Genomic DNA, 17,380 nt, shown 5'->3' on the forward strand with positions numbered 1-17,380 from the left:
CATGGCGGCTCTGCTTGGTAGTCCGTATTTGTTAGGCTACGCTCGTGGTCTGCAAGTTTGCAGCCGAGATCTTCGCGCGCAGCCAAGCCTCGAACGCGCTGACATGGCTACGCCCTTTCGCCTCAGCCGAGCGCACCAGATAGTAGGAGATCGTCTCCACTTCGAATTTGGGTTCGCGGAACGGTACGACGAGCGTGCCCTTGTCCAGCTCCTCGGCGGCAAGGATCTCGCTCTCCAGCACGACGCCAAGCCCCTCGACGGCTGCATCGATCGCCATGGTGGAGCGGTCGAACCACAATTCGTGACGCGCCTTGATGATCGCGCCTGTGACCTTGCGCAGATAATCGGTCCAGGTCAGCGCGTTCGAGGAATGGATCAGCGTGGCGCGCGCGAGATCGCCGGGCTCGCGCAGGTCGAGCTGCTCGATCAGCCGTGGGCTGCAGAGCGGGCGCAGGCGCTCGGCGAGGAGCGGCTCAATCTGCCTGTCGTTCACGACTGGTGGGCGCCCATAGGCGATCGCGAGGTCGAAGCGGATGGTTTCGAGATCGCGCAGATCGGCGATGGTCGACAGTCTGATCCCGATCTCCGGATGCTGGCCGATGAAATCTCCGATCCGCGGTTGTAGCCATTTGGCGGCAAAGCTCGGTCCGCTGGCGATGAACAAATGATCACGCTGCGATTGCGGCGCCACCAGCCGCGTCGCACCCATGATCGTGCCGAACGCGCGCTCGATCTCGCCGGCATAGAGGCGGCCGGCGTTGGTAAGTACGGCACGGCCGGCGTGCCGCGAGAACACGCGCACGCCGAGAAAATCTTCGAGGTTCTGGATGTGATGGCTGATCGCGGAAGGCGTGACCCCGAGCTCCTCGGCAGCGCGGCTGAAGCTGCCGTGGCGGGAAGCAGCTTCGAACGCCGACAGCGCTTTCAGCGGCGGCATGCGCGGCCGCCCCGTTGAGCTTGCTTCATCGGCTGCTGAGTTTTTTGAACTGGCGCCCATCATGTCTGCCCGGTTACGAATTTCTCCGTTGCACGGGCAAGTTTCGTACCGCGAACGTCCCGACGCAACAGCTTCTTGCCCACAATCTGACCCGAGATCGGTGAGCGGGCTCCGCATCGCCGCGCCGTGCTCCGCGCGCGGCAGATACCGCTTGCTTAAGGAGACGCCATGACTTCAGCGCTGAAACAAGCTGCCGACGAATTTCTGGTGCGGTACGGCGGAGACGTGTTCCCGAACCTCTTCACGACCGCGAAAGGTACCATCGTCACCGACAGCGACGGGCGCGACTATCTCGATTTCACCTCGGGGCAGATGTGCGCGACGATCGGCCACAACCACGCTGCTATTGTCGCGGCGGTGGAGCGGGCCGGGAAGAAGGCGTTCCATCTCTTCAGCGGGATGATTCCCGAAGTGGTGGCCGAGCTCGCCCAGGTGCTGGCGACGGATTGGCTGCCCGGCGATCTCAAGCGCTCGATCTTCATCAACACCGGCTCGGAGGCGACTGAAGTCGCGCTCCGGATGGCCAAGATGTACACCGGCGGCTATGAGGTGCTTGTCCTCGGCGGCTCCTGGCACGGCATCACCGGCGGCGCCGCCTCGGTCTCGATGGCGAGCGACCGCAAGGGCTATGGTGTGCCGCCGCCCGGCGTGTTCGTCATCCCCGAGCCGAATGCCTATCGTCCCTACATCGACAAGGGGAGTGAGGAAGCATCCGCGCTCGCCAATCTCGAGCTGGCGCTGAAAATGTTCGACATGCAGTCGAGCGGGCGGGGCGCGGCGATCATCGCCGAGCCCGTGATCAGCGCCGGCGGCGTGCTGGTGCCGCCGAAGGCCTTCATGGAGGCGCTACGTAAAGCCGCCGACGACCGCGGAATGCTGCTGATCTTCGACGAGGCCCAGACGGCGTTCGGACGCATCGGCCGGAAGACGGGATCGGAACATTTCGGTGTCGTGCCTGACATCATGACGATGTCGAAAACGCTCGGCGGCGGGCTGCCGCTCGCGGCTGTATCGACCACCGAGGCGATCGAGAGCAAGCTGCACGAGGATCACTTCACCTATTACACCAGCCACGTCTCCGATCCGCTGCTGGCCGAGGTCGGGCTCGCGGTGCTGCGTGTGATCGCGGAGGAGAAGCTGGTCGAGCGTGCCAACGTCATGGGCGCCTATCTGCGCGACCACTTCGAGGGTCTTCAGCAGAAATACGAGCAGATCGGCGACATCAGGGGCATGGGGCTTCTGCTCGGCGTCGAGCTGGTCACCGACCGCAACAGTCGGCGCGCGGCCCACCAGCTCGGCGGCCTGACGACGAAGAAGTGCTTTGAACATGGGCTGAGCATGAACATCCGCCGCCGGCCCGAGCGCGGATCGGTGTGGCGCATCGCCCCGCCGCTGACCGTCTCGACCGAGGAGATCGACCGCGCCGTCGAGATCCTGGATCGATCCTTGAGGGAAAGCCTCGACGAGTTGTCGCGAAATCCCGCCGCATGATCAACAGTCCGGAGGCCGACATGATCCGCAGACACGCGCCGACGCTTGCCCTGGTCGTACTTTCGCTTGCGCTGTTGGACGTTCCGACGGCGCAAGCGGCCAGCCCAACCCTCGACAAGATCAGAGAGGTCGGCAAGATCAGCTTCGGCTATCGGGAGGCTTCCATCCCATTCGCCTATCTCGGATCGGACCAGAAGCCGATCGGGCTCTCGCTCGATCTCTGCTCCGCGGTGGCCGACAAGATCAGGATCGTGCTGCAGCGGCCGGAGCTGGGGATCGACTATGTCCCGGTGAATGCGTCCAATCGCATCCCGCTGCTCCAGAACGGCACCATCGACGTCGAGTGCGGCAGCACGACCAACACTGCCGAACGTCAGAAGCAGGTTTCGTTCTCCGTTGCGACCTATGTGGCATCACCGCGCTGGCTGGTGTCTGCGGCGTCGCGGGTGATGGAGCCGAAGGGCCTCGACGGGCAGACGGTCGTCATCACGCAGGGCTCGTTGAACGTTGCGGTCGCAAAGCAGGTTCTCGGCGAGCAGAAACTGAACGTGACGATCATCCAGGCCAAGGATCACGCCGAGTCCCTGCTGATGCTGGGAACGGGCCGCGCCGCGGCGTGGTTCGAGGACGACATCCTGATCGCCGGGCTCGTCGCGAACGCGTCCGATCCGAAGGCCTTCCGGATGCTGGGCGCGACCTATGCGCCGTCCTACTACGGATTGATGACCCGTCGGGAAGATCCCGAGTTCAAGGCCTTGGTCGACACCGCTATCAAGGAGAACATGGCCTCCGGCGCGTTCGACAAGCTCTATGCCAAATGGTTCGAGGCGCCGATTCCGCCGAAGGGACAGAACCTCCGGCTTCCCATGAGCGAGGCGATGAAGGCCCGCGTCGCCTCACCGAGCGAAACGCTCGCGCCGTAGGAGCGTCAATGCCGCAACTGGCTCTGCCTGAAGTCGCGCGGCGACATCCCGAAATGATCGCGGAAGACGCGGCCGAAATGCGAGAGGTCGTTGAAGCCCCAGGCGAAGGCGATCTCGCTGATGTGGCGATGGGCGAGCAGAGGCGAGGCGAGATCCCTCCGACATCGGGCGAGGCGTTCGGCAAGGACATGACGCTGGAAGGAGGTGTCCTCGTCTGCGAGAAGATCGTTGACATAGCGCGGGGAGATGCCGAGCGCGGCTGCGGTCTCAGCGACCGAGAGATCGGGATCGGCGAGGTGCGCGCGGATGTGCGCCTTCACTCGGTAGAGCAGGGCCGAGCGGTGGGTCGAGGACGGCAGCGGTGACTTGCCGAGCCGCTCGCTCAACGCCATCGCAAGCAGATCAACTGCCTGCTCCGACAGCGCCGTGGCCGTATCCGGAGCCAAGCTATCCGCATTCTGGCAGAGCCGGACAATGAAATCATAGGCGAGCCGCTCGAGCGGTGCGTCGACGCCAAATGACATTGCGGTCAGCGTCTCGGTGCCGCCGAGCCGCCGCTGCAGCATCTCGCGTGGGACCTTGAAGATGGTCTGCGTAAAACTGTCGTTGAACTTCAGCTCGTACGGGCGCGTTGTGTCGTAGATCGCGAACTCGCCAGGGTGGATCACGGTCTCGCGGCCGTCCTGCACAACACCACCGTTGCCGCGGTTGCCGAGCGCGACGAGGACGAAGTCCTGATCCGAGCGCGCGATGCGCGACGGTGTGCGGAAGACGTGCTGGCGGTCCGAGCAGACCTCGGAGCACACGGCCTTGCCGAGCGAGGCCTGCGTGACCGAGCCATGAAAGGCGCTGCCGAGGTCGGACTTGCAGTCGAGCCCGACGAAGACGTCGCAGACGATGTCCTGCCAGAGCGCGAGCCGCCGGTAGCCGGGACTGCCGTCTGTCGTGAACTGGATTGGCATCAGGACAGCCTCCCTTTCACATCCTGCAAAACCGCATGTTGGCGCAGATCGAGCCTGACCGGAGGCAAATTCCGTACCGGGCGATCCCTTCCAGTCGAGTTTTTGTTCCGCCGTGGTCGAGCGCCTGGCCGCCCGGCTTGGCCAAATAGACTGCATCGGACGTGGCTTGCGATCAACCGGCAATGGAGGCGGCAATGGGCATCGAACATCCGAAATACAAGGTTGCGGTGGTGCAGGCGGCTCCGGCCTGGCTCGATCTCGACGCTTCGATTGACAAGTCGATTGCGCTGATCGGGGAGGCCGCGGAAAAGGGCGCCAAGCTGATCGCCTTTCCGGAAGCTTTCATCCCCGGCTACCCCTGGCACATCTGGCTGGATTCCCCGGCCTGGGCGATCGGGCGGGGCTTCGTGCAGCGCTATTTCGACAACTCGCTGTCCTATGACAGCCCACAGGCCGAGCGCCTGCGCGAGGCCGTGCGCAAGGCAAAGCTCACCGCCGTGATCGGCCTGTCCGAGCGCGATGGCGGCAGCCTTTACCTCGCGCAATGGCTGATCGGCCCCGATGGCGAGACCATCGCAAAGCGCCGCAAGCTGCGGCCGACCCATGCCGAGCGCACGGTCTATGGCGAAGGCGACGGCAGCGACCTTGCCGTGCATGCGCGGCCCGACATCGGCCGGCTCGGCGCGCTGTGCTGCTGGGAGCATCTGCAGCCGCTGTCGAAATACGCGATGTACGCTCAGAACGAGCAGGTCCATGTCGCGGCCTGGCCGAGCTTCTCGCTCTACGATCCCTTCGCGCCGGCATTAGGGGCCGAGGTCAACAACGCGGCTTCGCGCGTCTATGCGGTGGAAGGCTCCTGTTTCGTGCTCGCGCCTTGCGCCACCGTCTCGCAGGCCATGATCGACGAGCTCTGCGACCGGCCGGACAAGAATGCGTTGCTGCATGCGGGCGGCGGCTTTGCGGCCATCTACGGCCCCGACGGCAGTCAGATCGGGGACAAGCTGGCGCCCGATCAGGAAGGCCTGCTGATCGCAGAGATCGATCTCGGCGCCATCGGCGTTGCCAAGAATGCCGCCGATCCCGCAGGCCATTATTCGCGGCCCGACGTCACACGGCTGCTGCTCAACAAGAAGCGGTACCAGCGGGTCGAGCAGTTCGCGCTGCCGGTCGACACCGTCGAGCCTATGGACATTGCCGCGGCGGCAAGCTGATCGCCGCGATCACGGGAGAGGATCCGGCCATGGAATCAGCAATTCCTGCGCATCTCGAAACCCCACGCACGCGCCACAAGCGCGTGCCGGACGATTACCAGCCGCCATATCCGTCCTTCGTGGCGCGCTACAAGCCTTCGGTCAGCCGGGTCGTGATGGCCTATTTCGGTGTTCAGTATGGCGGTGCGGCACCGGCGGCAGCAATTGACGCGTCGAAAGAACTCGCAGGATTGTTCGCAATGGATGGCGGCCCGTCACATTGGGACCGTGCGCGTTATGCCGATCAGTCCGGCTCCGAGAATGTTGTCACAGTCGCTTATTGGGACAATCTCGCGCGCTTTGATGCCTGGTTCGCGCGAGCTCGCGAGATGTGGACCGGGCGGCAGCGCGAAGGCATCGGTACCTTCATCGAGGTGTTGCGTCCCATTGTGACCCGTCACGAGACGCTGTTCTCCTCGCCCGATCGGCCCGAAGGTATCGCCCGTCGTTGCGGAGGGCATGAGCGGTGAGGTGCAGGAGCACGCCTATTGGGGCGGCATGCGCGATCGCATCCCGCAATCACAGACCGATGCCATGGCGCCCGCGGGGACTCTAGGGCTGATCCGCGACGGCGCGCGGCTGAGAGTCGTGGCGCACGATAATCTCTGCCTGATCCGGTCCGGGCAGGACTGGAGCGATACGGAAGCATCCGAGCGAAAGCTCTATCTCGACGACGTCGAACCGGTGCTACGCGAGGGCATGGATTTTCTGCGCGATGATGGCCTCGCGATTGGCTGCTATGCCAACCGCTACATGCAGGTGCTGACGGCCGACGGCAGCGCGAGCGAAAAGTCCTACGGTCAGAGCTGGTGGAAGAGCCTCGCCGCGCTCGAACGCTGGGCGGAGTCGCATCCGACTCACGTCAAGATCTTCGGCGCGGCTATGAAATATCTGTCGACGCTCGGGCCGTCAGCCAAGCTGCGGCTCTATCACGAGGTGACGGTGGCAGCCGCCGATGAACAGTTCTTCGAATATCTGAACTGTCACTCGAAGACGGGTATGCTTGCTGCGGTCGAAACGGTCAGCACCTAAGCGACGCAATGGCCGAGCAGCTCGGGATGTGCCGCGCAGATGTGATGCGCGCCGGCCTCTCGCAGCTCGGTCTCGCTGCCATAGCCGTAGAGCACGCCGATGGCGGTCATTCCGTTGGTGCGGGCGCCGACCACGTCGTGGCTGCGGTCGCCGATCATGATCGCGCTGTTCCCATCGACCCTGGCCTCATCGAGCGCGTAGCGGAGCAGGTCGCGCTTGTCGACGCGCGTGCCGTCGAGCTCGGATCCGAACACGCGTTCGAAATACGGCTTCAACCCGAAATGATCGACGATGCGGCTGGCGTAGACGGCGGGCTTGCTGGTCGCCACGAACATGCGCTGACGTGTCGCTGCGAGCGAAGATAACGTGTCCGTAATTCCGCTGTAAGCCTCGTTCTCGAACAGGCCGATATCGCTGAAGCGCTCGCGATAGAGCAGCAGTGCGCGGTCGGCGAGCTCATCGGCTCCGGTGAGCTTGCGCAGGCTGGCAAGCAGCGGAGGGCCGATGCACCAGGTCAGTTCGTCCTCGCTCGGCACGGGAACGCCGAGCCGTTCCAGCGCATATTGGATCGAGCGGGTGATCCCGGGCTTCGGGTTCGTCAGCGTGCCGTCGAGATCAAAAAAGATTGTCACCATCGGGCGGGACCGGTGTTGATACTGCCGTCTGTTGCTAGTTGGCTCTGGTTCCAAGTCAAGGTCCGATTTGTCCTGTTACGTCGATGCCATGCGAATAGCTCGGGTCATTGCTGTCTTGTGCCAGGTCCTCGTGCACTCGCCGGCGCTTGCAGAGGAGGCGCCCCCCATCGATGCGCCTCCGAAGGCCGAGGAACCCGAGAGGCCGCCGGAGAAACCGAACGACGCGCGCGAGAGCGACACGCGGGAGTCGATCTGCCTGATCGTGGAGGCGGCCGCGCGCGACAATAGCCTGCCGCTGGAATTCTTCGCGCGCGTGATCTGGCAGGAAAGCCGCTTCCAGGCCGATGCGGTCGGGCCCATGACGCGCAGCGGCCAACATGCGCAAGGGATCGCGCAGTTCATGCCGGGCACTGCCAGCGAGCGCGGGCTGCTCGATCCGTTCAATCCGGTGCAGGCCTTGCCGAAGTCGGCCGAATTCCTGAATGAGCTGCGCAACCAGTTCGGCAATCTCGGCCTTGCCGCCGCCGCCTACAACGCCGGCCCTCGGCGGGTGCAGGAATGGCTCGCCGGCACCGGACCGATGCCCGAGCAGACCCGCAATTACGTCTATGCCATCACCGGCACCAGTGTCGATGCCTGGGCCAAGGCGGGGAGCACCGGCAAGGGACCGCCCAGCTCACCCCCGACGAGCTGCCGTGATCTGATGGCGCTGCTCAAGCGTGCTCCCAATCCGTTCGTCGCCGAGCTCGAGCAGCATGTCGAGCTTGCAGCCGCAAAGATCTGGGGCGTCCAGCTCGCGGCCGGCTTCGACCGCAACAGGGCGCTGACGATGTATTCCCGGGCCGTGACGAAACTGAGCACCGTGATCGGCGAGCGTGATCCGAGCCTGCTCTCCTCGGTGATGCGCAGCCGCGGCACACGCGCGTTCTATCAGGTCCGCATCGGCACGGATACGCGCGCCGAGGCTGATGATCTGTGCAACCGCATCCGCAAGGCGGGCGGGGCGTGCTTCGTGCTGAGGAACAGGGGTGTGGCGGGGTAGGATAAGCTGTCATTCCGGGGCGCGACGAAGTCGCGAACCCGGAATCCATCGTCAGCGATTTCTGTGGCCTGATGGATTCCGGGTTCGCGCCAAGTGGCGCGCCCGGAATGACGGCGGTGGGTGTGTCACGCATGCCAGCCCCGCCGCACCCTTCCTTGACGCGCGCCCCCGTCTCGCCCGTTATGCCGGCACGATTCCTCACCGGCCAAAGCTTCCGTGGCGCTTCCTCCGCTCGATTCACCGCAATGGAATAGTCCCTGGCGCGCCTTCGCGTGGGGACTGCGCTCGATCACGCAGACGATCCTCACCATCGTGCTGTTCGTGACCTATCTCGGCATCGGTGCGCTCGCTCACGACACCCATTTCAGCCTGCTCTGGGCATTGTGCTCGACGCTGTTCGTCTGGGCAGGTCCGGCGCAGATCATCCTGATCACCACGCTCGGCTCGGGCGCCACCATCATCCAGTCGGCAATCGCGGTGACCGTCAGTGCCATCCGCCTGTTTCCGATGGTGGTCTCTGTGCTGCCGCTGATGCGCACACCCACGACCAAGCGGCGCGAGCTGATTTTCGCCGCGCATCTCACTGCAGTGACGCTGTGGGTCGAATGCCATCGCTTCCTGCCGCAGGTGCCGCGCGAACGGCGGATCGCCTTCGTCCACGGGCTCGGCTGCGGGCTCGTCTCCGTGTGCCTCGTCGCCAATATCGTCGGCTATTTCCTCGCCGCCAACCTGACGCAGACGCTTGGTGCGGCGATCCTGCTGTTGACGCCGCTGTCGTTCCTGTTCTCGACCGCGCGCAACAGCCGCGAGGTCGCCGATGTCGTCGCGCTCGTGCTGGGCATCGTGCTCTATCCTCTGGCGGCGAAGATGAACTCCGGTCTCGACATCCTCGTCAGCGGCGTGGTCGCCGGGACGATCGCTTATGGCGTGCACTGGTGGCGGGAGGTGCGCGCATGAGCTTTGCGCAAGCGATCGGCGACTGGCACGCGCTGGCGGTGCTGTTCGTCGCCGGCGTCGTTCCCAACCAGATCTGGCGCATGCTGGGCCTGTGGTTCGGCGGCGGCATCGACGAGGGCTCGGAGCTGCTGGTCTGGGTCAGGGCGGTCGCCACCGCGATCCTGGCCGGCGTCATCGCCCAGATCGTGGTCCAGCCACCGGGCGCGCTGGCCAGCGTGCCTGACGTCCTGCGTTATGGCGCGGTCGGTGCCGGGCTCGTCGTTTTCCTGCTGACCCGCCGTTCGATCTTCGCGGGCGTGGTCACGGGCGAGGTCTTCATGCTGGCCGGCAAGTGGTGGTTGGGCTAAAACCGCCAGCGAACAGCCAGGGAATAGGACATATGGTTCGCGAACAGGAGCTCCGCGAGGGCGAGGTCGCCATCGAGCTGCCGCCGCCGCAAGATGCCGGCCTCGTCTTCATCGGCCGTATCCGCACGCCCTGGTCGTCGCGGCTGGAGACGCCGCGGCAGGGGCGTCACGATGGCCCGATCTGCCGGCTCGAGATCTTCGAGCCGTTCGTGCCCGCGATCAAGGGCGTCGATTTCTACAGCAATCTCGAGGTCCTGTACTGGCTCGACAAGTCGCGCCGCGACATCATCCTGCAGAGCCCGAAGAACAACGAGAAGACCCGCGGCACGTTTTCGCTGCGCTCGCCGGTGCGGCCCAATCCGATCGGCACCTCGATCGTCAAGCTGGTCGGCATCGATGGCAATGCCATCCTGGTGCGCGGCCTCGATTGCATCGACAACACGCCGCTGATCGACATCAAGCCCGACCGCTGCGAGTTCACGCCGCTGGCCGCGCCGCAAAAGGGTGATTTCGAGACGGAGTGACTTTCTCCGTCATTCCGGGGCGACGCGAAGCGTCGAACCCGGAATCCATCGGGCGGCAGTGACGGTAGTGAAATGGATTCCGGGCTCGCGACTTCGTCGCGCCCCGGAATGACGATCAACCCTTCAACGCCGCCATCAGCTTCGCCGCGTGTTCTTGCAGCACCTTGTCGTCTTCCTTGCGGCTCGCCGGCGGCAACATGGCGACGCCGTCGTGGCGCGGCATCACGTGCATGTGCAGGTGAAACACCACCTGTCCGCCGGCGGGCTCGTTGAACTGCTGCACGGTGATGCCGTCGGCGTCGAACGCCTTCATCGCGGCGGCCGCGATCTTGTGCGCGCCGCGGGCGACATGGGCATAATCGTCGGGCTTGATGTCGAGGATGTTGCGGGCAGGGGCCTTCGGGATCACCAGCGTGTGACCGGGCACCCGCGGCATGATGTCGAGGAAGGCGAAGACGTGCCCGTCCTCGTACACCTTGTAGCAGGGCAGTTCGCCGCGCAGGATCTTTGCGAAGATGTTGTTGCTGTCGTAGGCGGTCATGGCGGCGGCTCCTCGGACGATTTGCGCTTACTGTCACCAGCCGTGGCGAGGCGTCAAGGCGCCTCGTCGGCCCCTTTGCGGAACGGGCCGAGCTCGGCGAGCTCTCGTCCGGCTTCCGCAACATAGGCGCGCTCGCGCTTGAGGTAATCGTCGATGGCGCGGCGCAGGCCAGGATCGGCGATGAAGTGGGCGGAATGCGTGGTGCGCGGCAGGTAGCCGCGCGCGATCTTGTGCTCGCCCTGCGCGCCGGCCTCGACGTGTTTGAGGCCGCGCTTGATCGCGAAATCGATCGCCTGGTAGTAGCAGACCTCGAAATGCAGGAACGGGTGATGCTCGACCGCGCCCCAATTGCGGCCGAACAGCGTGTCCGAGCCGATGAAGTTGATCGCGCCCGCAATCCAGCGATTGTTGCGGCGGGCCATCACCAGCAGCACGTCCTCGTTCATGGTCTCGCCGATCAGCGAGAAGAACTCGCGCGTTAGATACGGCCGACCCCATTTGCGCGAGCCGGTCTCCATATAGAATGCGAAGAAGGCATCCCAGGCATCTTCGGTGATGTCCTTGCCGGTGAGCCAATGGATCGTGATGCCGGCCGCGAGCGCATCGCGCCGCTCGCGCTTGATCGACTTGCGGTGGCGCGAGTTCAACGTCGCCAGGAAGTCGTCGAAGCTCGCAAAGCCCTCATTGTGCCAGTGGAACTGCTGGTCGGTGCGCTGGAGGAAGCCGTGCTCGGCGAGCAGCTTCCATTCCGACTCCCGCGCGAAGGTGACGTGAACGGAGGAGGCCTTGCTGACGCCGCACAGCGCGATGAGCCCGCTCGCCAGCGCCTCATTGATGCGCTCGCGATCGATGCCGTCGCGCACCAGCAGCCGCGGCCCCGTGGCCGGCGTGAAGGGAACCGAGACCTGGAGCTTCGGATAGTAGCGTCCGCCGGCGCGCTCATAGGCGTCCGCCCAGCCGCGGTCGAAGACGTACTCGCCCTGGCTGTGCGATTTCAGATAGCAGGGCACGACGCCAGCCACGCGGCCGCCTAGCCTGGCGACCAGATGCCGGGGTCCCCAGCCAGTCCGGATCGTGGCCGAACCCGATTTCTCCACGGCGGAGAGAAATGCATGTGAGACGAACGGGTTGTAGGCGGGACTTGAGAGGCCGAGGGAATCGCTTGGAAGAGCGGATGAGGTTCCGGCGCCAGCCCCATTGCACCGTCCGCCGGGATTGGCGCAGGCGTCCCAATCCTCCGGTGACACGTCGCCAATCGAAGGTACGGCCTCGAGCGTGATTTCCGATGATGCCATCGTGCCCAAGATCGTGCATTGCAGCAGCGACTTCAAGAGGGCGGGAACATCAGGGGGTCGCGTGTCCCGGACGCAGTGCAGCGCTCCTTCAGCGGTGCGCTGCAGAGCCGGGGCCCATGTGGCAGCGCGCTCGCAGAGAGATGGGTCCCGGCTCTGCGCCGCAACGCTGAAGCGTTGCAGCTTGTCCGGGACACGCGAGGTGCTACGGCACGAACCCCTCGAAGATCATCTGGTCCGCATACCGCCCGACCCGGCTCCGCTGCTCCGGGGTGCGGACGGTCCAGCCGAGCAGGGCGCAGCCGAACAGGTTGCGGGCGATCCAGGGGGCGGGGGCCGGCAGGTGGTCGACCTTGAAGGCGACGAAATGCGGCCGGGTCTGCAAGCCGGGGCGCAGGTACAGCATGCTGTCGCGCTGTTCTTGGGTGAGGTTGGCCCAGTACTCGTCCTCATAGCTCCGCTGCGCGACGATGCCGCGCGGACGGTTGGGCAACAGGTCACGCAGCGCCAGCACCTGGTCGGGATCGAAGGACATGCCGACGGCGGGGCCGTCATACGAGGCCAACACCTCGGGCCATCCGCTTCACCAGCTTGCGATCGCCACCGAAATGGCTCTTCACCTCGATCACCAGGGGCACACGTCCGGCGACCATGGCGCAGAGGTCGGCGAGCGACATCATCCGCTCGTCGGTGTCCTTGAACCTGACGGCCTTCAGCTCGGTCGCGGTCTTTGCGATCACCTCGCCGGTGGCCTCGGTGAGTCGGCCCAGGGCATGGTCGTGATGGACCATGGCCTCGCCGTCGGCCGAGAGCTGGATATCGACCTCGATCGCAAAATTACCAGCAATCGCAGCCTGCACCGCGCCCGGCATGTTCTCGACGATGCCGCGCGAAATGTCATGCAGGCCGCGATGGGCGACCGGCCGCGCTGTCAGCCAATCCGGAGCGCGCATTTGGCGTCAGGCGACCTCGAACACGCCTTCGACCTCGACCGCCGCATCCGCGGGCAGCGAGGCGACGCCGACGGTGGTGCGGGCGTGGCGGCCCTTGTCCCCGAAGGCGGCAACCATCAGGTCGGAGGCGCCGTTGAGCACCTTCGGCGCATCCAGGAAATCCGGGGCCGAGTTGATGAAGCCGCCGAGGCGCACCACGCGTACGACCTTGTCGAGATCGCCGAGCGCCGCCTTGACCTGGGCCAGCAGGTTGACGGCGCAGCCGCGCGCGGCTGCGGCGCCGTCCTCGATCGAGACGCCGGCGCCCAGCTTGCCCTTGGCGATCAGCTTGCCGGCGGGGTCGAAGCAGACCTGGCCGGAGACGAACAGGAGGTTGCCCGTGCGCACGAAGGGCACGTAGTTGGCGACGGGGGAGGGGGCCTCGTGCAGCTTGATGCCTTGCTCCGCCAGTTTCTGCTCGACCGTGCCCGCCATGTCCGACCTCGTTGTCCAAAAATCCTTCGTTCCGGCGCGTCCCCTGGATGGCCGGGCGCGCCCTGTTTCGCCCATCGTGCCGCCACATGCAAGCAACCGGAGGGGGGCGCATTGTGTTGGGGGGGGGGCAGCAGGTTCAACGTGGAGGGGCAATTTTACCTGTACGGCCTCAGTTGCGGCGCAATGGAACGGTCATTAAAATGTCGAATCTGCGCTTTCCTCAGGGAACAGACATGTTGCACCTTTTCCGGACTTCGCTCGGTGTGATGGCGCTCGCCGCAGCCAGTGTTGGCCTTGGCGGCGAAGCCCAGGCCGCCAACGGTCCGTTTCTTGCGCACCAGGCGCTCTATGACCTCCGCCTCGTCAAATCGCGCACCAATTCGGTCAATAGCGCCCGCGGCCGGATCCTCTACAATTTCACGGGGAACGCCTGTGAAGGCTATACCTCGGAATTCCGCCAGGTCTCCGAGCTCGACAGCGGCGAGGGCAAGGTCACGCTCAGCGACCTCCGCTCCAACTCCTGGGAGGATGCCGCGGGCAAGAGCTACCGTTTCAAGATCGAGACGCGCATGAACGAGACGGATGCCGGCCGCGTCGACGGCTCTGCCGAGCGCGACGGCGACCACATCAACGTCAAGCTGAAGCTTCCGGCGCCGAAGACGTTCACGCTCGACGGCAAGATCGTGTTCCCGACCGAGCAGATCCAGCGCATCATCGCAGCGGCGAGGCAAGGCAAATCGCTGCTCGAACTCTCCGTCTATGACGGCTCCGATGACGGCCAGAAGGTCTACAACACGCTGACCGTGATCGGTCAGCCGATCCCCGCCGACCGCGCCACCTCGTCCGATCCGTCGACTGCGGACGAGCACATGAAGTCGCTCAAGCGCTGGCCGGTCACCGTCAGCTATTTCGACCGCGACGCCCAGCAGAAGGAGGGCGAGCAGACGCCGGTCTATGCGATGGCGTTCGAGCTCTACGAGAACGGCGTCTCGCGCCAGCTCATGCTCGACTACAACGATTTCGTCATCTCCGGCGCCATGGGCAAGTTCGACGTGAAGGACAGCAAGCCCTGTAATTGAGGCACAGAGCTCTCCGCGCGCGCAGTGCCCGTAGGGTGGGCAAAGCGTAGCGTGCCCACCACTTCGAGGCGCGAGTGATGAAAGATGGTGGGCACGGCGCAAGGGCGCCTTTGCCCACCCTACAAGATGCCTCTTCGCCGCTTCACCGTGACAGGGCTAGCTCTCGTCACACTCTCCCGCTACGCTCCCTCACAACCACAAACTCGGGGAGCCAGCCCATGCCGAAGCTCGACCATCTCCGCCCCAGCGGCCTGCATCACAATCCAGCCTATTCCCACGTCGTCACCGCGACGGGCGCGCGCACGATCTACATTTCCGGCCAGGTCTCGACCGACGAGGAGGGGCGGATCGTCGGCGAGGGCGATATCGCCGCGCAGACGACGCAGGTGATGCAGAATCTCGGCCTCGCGCTGAAGGCCGCGGGGGCAAGCTATTCCAACATCGTCAAGATCACGACCTTCGTGGTGAACTACAAGCCGGAGCTGCGCCCCATCATCGGCAAAGCCCGTTCGGCCTTCTTCGAAGGCATGGAGCCGCCGGCCTCGACGCTTGTCGGCGTCTCCGCGCTCGCTGCGCCGGAATGGCTGATCGAGATCGAGGCGGTCGCGGTTGCGGATTGAGGTTTTCCTGTACCCCGGATGAAGCGCAAGCGTAATCCGGGAAGCCTGTCGCCACGGAGCACTGTCCCGGATTGCGCTGCGCTCCATCCGGGCTACAGGTGCTATGAGTGCTTCGCCTCCGACAGCTCTTGCAGAACGGCTATCGCCTCATCCGCACGGCCAACGGGTACGAAGAGATGGTCGTGGTGGAACGCCGACACGGCATTCACGCTGATGCCGGCGTCGGCGAGGCGCGCCGTGATTGCCGCCAGGAAGCCGACGGCATCGAGCGCGGAGTGAACCGTGAGCGTGATCAGGCGTGAGGCGAATTCGTAGCGCAGTCCCGCCCGTTCGGCATCCTCCAGCGGTGCTACGACCGTTGTGCTCTCCTGCTCGCGGAAGATCAGGAGCGGATCGACTGCTGCGGGAATAATCTCGTCTGCCGCGATCGTGCAAAATGCGAAGGTGCCCGGTCGCAGCTCCGGCTTCATCTGTCTCAGCAGCGCATTGAGATCGCGTTCGCCCGTCATCACTCCTGCGCCTTCTCCGGGCCCTGATAGGCAATGCCGCGGATCACCGCGGCGCTGCCGAACTTCTTGCGCAGGCTGTCGACCGCGCGTTCGGCGTGGGCGGCGCGGCGGTCGAGCATGTCGGTGTCGTCGATCGCGGAGCCCTCGCGCAGCGCGCTGACGCCGGCGCCCATCAGGCGGAAGGCGGTGCCGTCGATTTCCTTGGCCAGCATCTCGCGGCAGATCGAGAAGATCTTCGCGGCCAGCTGCGTCGGGGCGGCGATCGATTGCGAGCGCGTGCGCTGGCGGAAATCGGCGGTCTTCAACTTCAGCGTCACGGTGGAGCCGGCCAGCTCGCTGCTCTTCAGTCGCGACGACGTCTTCTCGCAGAGCCGCCACAGGATCTTCTCCAGCGTCGCGAAATCGCGGATGTCGGTCTCGAACGTGGTCTCGCTTGAAATGGTCTTGGCGCCGCGGTCAGGCTCGACGCGGCGATCGTCGATGCCGCGTGCGAGCCGCCACAGCCTGCGGCCCTCGCTCGGAAACTGCCGCATCATCTCGATCTCGTCGGCCTTCTGCAGATCGGCGATGATGCGGAAGCCGCGCTGCACCAGGCGTTCCTGCGTCGCGGGACCGACGCCGAAGATGAAGCCGACCGGCTTTTCCGCCAGCATCAACCGCGCTTCCTCCTGGTCGAGCGCGGCAAAGCCTCTGGGCTTGTCGAGGTCGGAGGCGATCTTGGCCAGGAACTTGTTGCAGGACAGGCCGACCGAGACGGTGATGCCGATGTCGCGCTCGACGTCGCGGGCAAAGCGCGCCAGCACCTTGGCGGGGATCATGCCGTGCACGCGCTCGGTGCCGGAGAGATCGAGGAAGGCCTCGTCGATCGAGAGCGGCTCGACTAGCGGCGTCAGCGCCTGCATGGCCTGGCGGACCTCGCGGCCGACCCGGACGTACTTTGCCATATCCGGGCGGATCACGGTCGCATGCGGGCAGGCTTCCAATGCCTTGAACATCGGCATCGCCGAGCGAACGCCATAGGTGCGCGCGATGTAGCAGGCCGCCGACACCACGCCGCGCTTGCCCCCGCCGATGATGACAGGCTTGTCGGCGATGTCAGGGTTGTCGCGCTTCTCGACCGTCGCGTAGAAGGCGTCGCAGTCGATATGGGCGATGGTCAGGCCGGCGAGCGAGCGGTGGCGGACGAGGCGGGGGGAACCGCAGGCCGTGCAGCGCCGCACGCCCAGGTTCTCTACGCCCATGTCGAGGTCGGCCAGACAATCCCGGCAGAAGCAGCGGGGCCCGGCCGGCTCTGGGACGCTCACGGCACGTCGCGCTCCCAGGAGGGGTCGCCGAGCGCATCGCCGAGGACCTGCCGCGCCGCGGCAACGTTGGCCGGGTGCAGTTCCGCGGCCTTGGCAAAGGCCTTCACGGTAGCATCGTCCCGCATCACGAAATCGAGCACGCTGAGGAGGAAATTCGGGTCCGCGGCGGCGTTGCGCAGTGTCTCCGGACCGACCCCCGTCTCGGCCAGGAACAGGCCCAGCCGCTCAGGCTCGCCCGCGACGAAGGACAGGGCCTGAATCGCAACGATTTCAGCGACTTCGCGGGGGTTGTGAACAGGCTTTTTCAAGGGGATGGTTTGCCTTTCCGTTAACTTTCGGTCTCTAATTTGGAATCATCATGCCCGAGTCTCGTGCTCAAGTCTTCCGGCCCCGGACAAGCAACTGGAAACCACATCGCAGAAAGTGGACCCTCGGGTTTAACGAAACT

Annotated in this window: 18 protein-coding genes and 2 pseudogenes; 10 read left to right on the forward strand and 10 right to left on the reverse strand. The window is 65.1% G+C overall.

What is annotated here, in order from left to right:
- Positions 1 to 31 precede the first annotated feature (31 nt).
- Positions 32 to 937 (reverse strand): LysR substrate-binding domain-containing protein, encoded by a 906-nt coding sequence (locus ABIA45_RS06085; RefSeq protein ID WP_157286656.1) that lies wholly within the window; start codon positions 935 to 937, stop codon positions 32 to 34.
- Between the two features lie 228 nt (positions 938 to 1,165).
- Between ABIA45_RS06085 and ABIA45_RS06090 the strand changes: the two genes are divergently transcribed.
- Positions 1,166 to 2,488: an aspartate aminotransferase family protein gene (locus tag ABIA45_RS06090; RefSeq protein ID WP_404651383.1), complete on the forward strand. Its 1,323-nt coding sequence runs from the start codon at positions 1,166 to 1,168 to the stop codon at positions 2,486 to 2,488.
- Between the two features lie 20 nt (positions 2,489 to 2,508).
- Positions 2,509 to 3,411 carry an amino acid ABC transporter substrate-binding protein gene (locus tag ABIA45_RS06095; RefSeq protein ID WP_404651385.1) on the forward strand — a complete coding sequence of 301 codons (903 nt, stop codon included), beginning with the start codon at positions 2,509 to 2,511 and terminating at the stop codon, positions 3,409 to 3,411.
- 5 nt (positions 3,412 to 3,416) lie between these two features.
- Here ABIA45_RS06095 and ABIA45_RS06100 read toward each other — a convergent pair whose 3' ends face one another.
- A complete protein-coding gene (locus ABIA45_RS06100) occupies positions 3,417 to 4,373 on the reverse strand; it encodes a helix-turn-helix domain-containing protein (protein WP_271538201.1) in 957 nt (318 codons plus the stop codon).
- Between the two features lie 194 nt (positions 4,374 to 4,567).
- Here ABIA45_RS06100 and ABIA45_RS06105 point away from each other — a divergent pair, with 194 nt between their 5' ends.
- Together ABIA45_RS06105 and ABIA45_RS06110 are read left to right on the forward strand one after the other, a co-directional pair.
- Positions 4,568 to 5,584, forward strand: coding sequence for a carbon-nitrogen hydrolase family protein (locus ABIA45_RS06105; protein ID WP_404540633.1), 1,017 nt, complete (start codon positions 4,568 to 4,570; stop codon positions 5,582 to 5,584).
- 29 nt (positions 5,585 to 5,613) lie between these two features.
- Positions 5,614 to 6,655 (forward strand): annotated as a pseudogene (locus tag ABIA45_RS06110) (phenylacetaldoxime dehydratase family protein).
- On the opposite strand, the gene ABIA45_RS06115 reads toward ABIA45_RS06110, so the two are convergent.
- Positions 6,652 to 7,290, reverse strand: coding sequence for an HAD family hydrolase (locus tag ABIA45_RS06115; protein WP_271538195.1), 639 nt, complete (start codon positions 7,288 to 7,290; stop codon positions 6,652 to 6,654). The pseudogene ABIA45_RS06110 and the gene ABIA45_RS06115 sit on opposite strands and share 4 nt — an antisense overlap.
- An 88-nt stretch (positions 7,291 to 7,378) precedes the next feature.
- On the opposite strand from ABIA45_RS06115, the gene ABIA45_RS06120 reads away from it, so the two are divergent.
- From ABIA45_RS06120 to tsaA, 4 genes are all read left to right on the forward strand, one after another.
- Entirely contained in the window at positions 7,379 to 8,332 is a 954-nt protein-coding gene (locus tag ABIA45_RS06120; RefSeq protein ID WP_404651386.1) for a lytic transglycosylase domain-containing protein, read from the forward strand.
- A 216-nt stretch (positions 8,333 to 8,548) separates the two neighbouring features.
- Positions 8,549 to 9,289: an AzlC family ABC transporter permease gene (locus ABIA45_RS06125; protein WP_036039333.1), complete on the forward strand. Its 741-nt coding sequence runs from the start codon at positions 8,549 to 8,551 to the stop codon at positions 9,287 to 9,289.
- Complete coding sequence (locus tag ABIA45_RS06130; protein WP_036015173.1) at positions 9,286 to 9,636, forward strand: AzlD domain-containing protein; 351 nt, start codon at positions 9,286 to 9,288, stop codon at positions 9,634 to 9,636. The genes ABIA45_RS06125 and ABIA45_RS06130 overlap by 4 nt, the downstream gene beginning before the upstream one ends.
- Before the next feature lie 32 nt (positions 9,637 to 9,668).
- On the forward strand, positions 9,669 to 10,160 hold the full coding sequence (gene tsaA, locus ABIA45_RS06135; protein ID WP_271538189.1) for a tRNA (N6-threonylcarbamoyladenosine(37)-N6)-methyltransferase TrmO: 492 nt from the start codon (positions 9,669 to 9,671) through the stop codon (positions 10,158 to 10,160).
- Between the two features lie 115 nt (positions 10,161 to 10,275).
- Here the strand turns inward: tsaA and ABIA45_RS06140 are convergent, their stop codons facing one another.
- The 4 genes and pseudogenes from ABIA45_RS06140 to ABIA45_RS06155 all read right to left on the reverse strand — a co-directional run bounded on the left by ABIA45_RS06140 (position 10,276) and on the right by ABIA45_RS06155 (position 13,420).
- Positions 10,276 to 10,701, reverse strand: coding sequence for an HIT family protein (locus tag ABIA45_RS06140; RefSeq protein WP_157286646.1), 426 nt, complete (start codon positions 10,699 to 10,701; stop codon positions 10,276 to 10,278).
- Positions 10,702 to 10,754: 53 nt separating this feature from the next.
- Positions 10,755 to 11,996, reverse strand: a complete 1,242-nt coding sequence (locus ABIA45_RS06145) for a GNAT family N-acetyltransferase (protein WP_271538186.1) — start codon at positions 11,994 to 11,996, stop codon at positions 10,755 to 10,757.
- 202 nt (positions 11,997 to 12,198) lie between these two features.
- A pseudogene (locus ABIA45_RS06150) lies at positions 12,199 to 12,946 on the reverse strand (glycerophosphodiester phosphodiesterase).
- Between the two features lie 6 nt (positions 12,947 to 12,952).
- The gene (locus tag ABIA45_RS06155) at positions 12,953 to 13,420 is read right to left on the reverse strand and encodes a RidA family protein (RefSeq protein ID WP_271538182.1); all 468 of its coding nucleotides are present in this window, start codon (positions 13,418 to 13,420) and stop codon (positions 12,953 to 12,955) included.
- Positions 13,421 to 13,653: 233 nt separating this feature from the next.
- Between ABIA45_RS06155 and ABIA45_RS06160 the strand changes: the two genes are divergently transcribed.
- Entirely contained in the window at positions 13,654 to 14,499 is an 846-nt protein-coding gene (locus ABIA45_RS06160; RefSeq protein ID WP_271538180.1) for a cell envelope integrity EipB family protein, read from the forward strand.
- Positions 14,500 to 14,717: 218 nt separating this feature from the next.
- Positions 14,718 to 15,119, forward strand: a complete 402-nt coding sequence (locus ABIA45_RS06165) for a RidA family protein (protein WP_018646938.1) — start codon at positions 14,718 to 14,720, stop codon at positions 15,117 to 15,119.
- A gap of 101 nt (positions 15,120 to 15,220) precedes the next feature.
- Here ABIA45_RS06165 and ABIA45_RS06170 read toward each other — a convergent pair whose 3' ends face one another.
- Genes ABIA45_RS06170 through ABIA45_RS06180 form a run of 3 tightly spaced genes read right to left on the reverse strand, consistent with a single transcriptional unit; the run spans position 15,221 to position 17,240 of the window.
- Positions 15,221 to 15,628, reverse strand: a complete 408-nt coding sequence (locus ABIA45_RS06170; RefSeq protein ID WP_157286641.1) for an ACT domain-containing protein — start codon at positions 15,626 to 15,628, stop codon at positions 15,221 to 15,223.
- Positions 15,628 to 16,932 carry a DNA polymerase IV gene (locus ABIA45_RS06175; RefSeq protein WP_404651390.1) on the reverse strand — a complete coding sequence of 435 codons (1,305 nt, stop codon included), beginning with the start codon at positions 16,930 to 16,932 and terminating at the stop codon, positions 15,628 to 15,630. The genes ABIA45_RS06170 and ABIA45_RS06175 overlap by 1 nt, the downstream gene beginning before the upstream one ends.
- Positions 16,929 to 17,240: a DUF3572 domain-containing protein gene (locus tag ABIA45_RS06180; protein WP_404651392.1), complete on the reverse strand. Its 312-nt coding sequence runs from the start codon at positions 17,238 to 17,240 to the stop codon at positions 16,929 to 16,931. The genes ABIA45_RS06175 and ABIA45_RS06180 overlap by 4 nt, the downstream gene beginning before the upstream one ends.
- Between the last annotated feature and the right edge of the window lie 140 nt (positions 17,241 to 17,380).

Source organism: Bradyrhizobium sp. USDA 336, from assembly GCF_044908355.1.
GTDB classification, from domain to species: Bacteria; Pseudomonadota; Alphaproteobacteria; order Rhizobiales; family Xanthobacteraceae; genus Bradyrhizobium; species Bradyrhizobium yuanmingense.